Source organism: uncultured Blautia sp., assembly GCF_902497045.1.
GTDB lineage: Bacteria > Bacillota > Clostridia > Lachnospirales > Lachnospiraceae > Blautia_A.
This window is the reverse complement of the sequence record NZ_CABVDF010000264.1, coordinates 1-3413: the sequence shown is the minus strand read 5'-3', so window position 1 is coordinate 3413 and position 3413 is coordinate 1. Positions and strand designations below refer to the sequence as shown.

Genomic DNA, 3413 nt, shown 5'->3' with positions numbered 1-3413 from the left:
ACTCGCACGAGTCACATCTGCCCTTATTTAGAACTATCTATTTCCCGATAGCCCCTTTTTTGGAAAAATAAATTTGCAGAAATATTATTTTCTGGAAGCGATAAAATTCAGAACCTCTTCTTTGGAAGGCATAACACGGAGAGCGCCTTTTCTGGTGGTGATCAGAGAAGCAGCTGCATTGGCAAAGGTCAGCAGTTCTTTCAGGTTTTCCTCAGTAAGATCTTCCAGTCCGTGTTCCAGAACATAGTTCAAGCTGCTTGCGCAGAACGTATCTCCGGCTCCGGTAGTTTCAATGGTATTTTCCTGAAGGAAAGGAGCTACTTCTACACGCATGTCTTTGTAATAAGCACGGCTTCCGTCCTTGCCCATAGTGATCAGTACAAGAGGAATATTGTATTTTTCACGGATCAGAGCGGCACCTTTGTCATAATCTGTGGTATCAAAAAGGAATTCTACCTCATTATCGGAGATTTTGAGAACATCACATTTAGTCATTCCGTATTCAATTTCTCTGCGTGCATCCTCCAGTGAGTTCCAGAGAGGAGGACGGAGATTCGGGTCGAAGGTGATGATACATCCAGCTTCTTTTGCCAGTTCAATGGCATGACGAGTGGCTTCTCGGACGCCCTCGTGGGTGGAGGAAAGGGTACCGAAGTGGAAAATGCGGGAAGACTGGATCAGCTCTTTCTGTACTTCTTCTTTAGTGAGCATCATATCAGCACCCGGATCACGGTAAAAAGAGAAATCCCTGTCGCCGTCCGGATAGGTATGTACGAATGCAAGTGTTGTATGATGCTTTTTATCCATGATCAGATTTCTTGTATCGATCCCTACCTCTTCCACAGCTTTTTTCAGCTGGTCTCCAAACATATCAGCGCCTACTTTGCCGATAAACGCAGTTTTTTTGCCCAGTTTTTCCAGCATGGCAAGAACATTGCAGGGTGCACCGCCTGGATTGGCTTCCATCATAGGATTTCCCTGAGAACTCTCTCCATTTTCCGTAAAATCAATCAGCAGCTCGCCAAGAGCTGTAACATCAAATATTTTGTTTTTCATAATAGACCTCCTTAAGTTCCTGTTAGTATCAATTTAGACCAGCAGAAAGATTTTGTCAAACAAATTCAGGCCAAATCTTTATTTTTTTCCAAAAAAATGATAAACTGAATTTATCACAGACTCTAAAGGAAGAAAAAGTCTGAGTCAGGAGGCAGGAGAATATGAGCAGAAGTGTTTACGACTATATGGACTGGCCAAGGATCGAGGCTATTGTGTATGGAGAGGAAGCATCACCTAAAGACGTGATGGGACCCAGGCTTACAACAGAAGGAGTGCTGATACAGGGATTTTTTCCTGGAGCAGAATCCGTGGAAGTAGTATCAGGAAGAAAAGCCTATCCCATGGAAATGGAAGATGAGGCAGGCTATTTTGCTGTTTTGATTCCGGGCAGAAAAATACCGGCTTATAAATATCGTGTAACCAGACAAGGCAGTACGGAAGTGTCTGCAGATCCGTATGCATTTTCCGGACAGATCACAGAGGATGAAGAAAAGGCTTTCTGTGCAGGTGTGTATTATCATGCTTATGAAAAGCTTGGTGCTCATCAAATGACGATTGGCACAACAGAAGGAACCTGTTTTGCGGTATGGGCGCCTAATGCGGTCAGTGTCAGTGTTGTGGGAGATTTCAATAACTGGGACGGAAGAGGGCATCTGATGCACAGAATGCCTATGTCCGGTATATTTGAACTGTTTATTCCGGAAGTAAAAGCTGGAGACCTTTATAAATATGAGATCAATATAAAGGGCGGACAGAAAGTTCTGAAAACAGATCCCTATGGAACATGTACAGAACTTCCTCCTGCTACCGCTTCTGTAGTTGCAAAAGCGGCAGGCAATATGACCTGGGAGGATGCATCCTGGATCAAAGAGAGAGAAAAGTATGCGGACAGAAAGCAGCCGGTATCGATTTATGAAACAAGTCTTGATAAATGGAAAAATGGGGAAGAACTCACAGCTTTTGTAAAGAAACTAGGATATACCCATGTAGAACTTCACCCGGTAATGGGATATCTGGATGAGGAGGCAGGTCCGTATTCCACATTTTCCTATTATGCACCGGATCGAAGATTTGGACTTCCGGAGGAGTTTGCAAGGCTTGTGAACGAGCTGCATAAAGCAGAGATTGGTGTGATCCTGGACTGGACACCGGCTCATTTTCCAAGATATGCAGAAGGCCTGGAGTGCTTTGACGGAACACCGCTTTATGAGGTACAGGATCCGGAAATGGCAGTCCATCCTATGTGGGGAACCCTGCTTTATAATTATGAAAGTCCAATGGTTGCAGATTTTCTTCTTGCAAATGTGTTTTTCTGGACAGAGGTGTATCATGTGGATGGTTTCCGGCTGGATGATGTAGACGCTATGCTTTATCTGGATTATGGCAGAGAAGGAAGTCTGTGGAAACCTAATATTTACGGATCCAGTGAGAATCTTGCAGCAGTGGAATTTTTAAAACATTTAAATTCTATTATAAAGAAAAAGCATCCGGGAATTATTATGATCGCTCAGGAGGACGGTCTCTGGCCGGAGCTTACAGACAGTGTGGAAAATGATCATATAGGGTTTGATTATAAATGGAACAACAATTGGAGTTCAGATTTTCTTCATTATCTTTCTCTTGATCCAATAGAGAGACAGTATGATCATGATCAGCTTACAGTTTCCATGCTTTATGCTTACTGCGAGCATTATGTACTGACACTTGGAACCAGAAATGCAGGAGAACTGAAAGAATTTATGGATAAGCTTCCAGGCGATGAAAGTCAGAAACTGTCCCAGATAAGGGCTGCCTATACCTATCAGACGCTGCATCCGGGACTGAAGATGAATGCTCCGGGAAAAGATATCCCTCAGGAACTGGAAAGGTTTATACATGACCTTAACGAAGTATACACCAGTCATCCGGCACTCTGGCAGAAGGATGATGAGGTGGAAGGCTTTGAATGGGTTCAGCTGATGAAATATGAAGAAAATATCCTTACCTTTATGAGAAAGACGGATAAACCGGAGGAAACTCTTCTGGCAGTTGTGAACTTTGCGGCAGTTCCCTATGAAAACTATCAGATCGGTGTTCCTTTCTATGGAAAATACAAGGAAATATTTAACAGCGACCGGAAAGAATACGGCGGTCAGGGAACTGTGAACCCAAGGGCAAAAACCTGTAAGGCAGAACCATGCGACGAAAGAGAAAATTCTCTGAGACTGAGGATTCCGGCTCTCGGAGCAGTGATCCTGTCCTGTACTCTTTCGGAGAAAGCAGAAAAAAAGCCGGTAAGAAAAACTGCAGCAAAAAAGAAAGCTGAAAAGCCGGCAGGAAAGAAAACTGCTTCGGAAAAGAAAATAGCCGCACAGAAG

General features: G+C 43.6%; 2 protein-coding genes. One reads left to right on the top strand and one right to left on the bottom strand.

The genetic code is table 11. The features are described 5' to 3' along the window. Window positions 1-84 precede the first annotated feature (84 nt). Window positions 85-1056 (bottom strand): carbohydrate kinase, encoded by a 972-nt coding sequence (locus RDS42_RS13480; protein WP_308784107.1) that lies wholly within the window; start codon window positions 1054-1056, stop codon window positions 85-87. 161 nt (window positions 1057-1217) lie between these two features. Here RDS42_RS13480 and glgB point away from each other — a divergent pair. Beyond that, a partial coding sequence (gene glgB / locus RDS42_RS13475) for a 1,4-alpha-glucan branching enzyme (RefSeq protein ID WP_308784106.1) occupies window positions 1218-3413 on the top strand: 2196 nt, incomplete at its 3' end.

Bases quoted from the DNA above. Each gene is read 5' to 3' on its own strand.
- RDS42_RS13480 (WP_308784107.1), bottom strand. From the start codon at position 1,056: ATGAAAAACAAAATATTTGATGTTACAGCTCTTGGCGAGCTGCTGATT.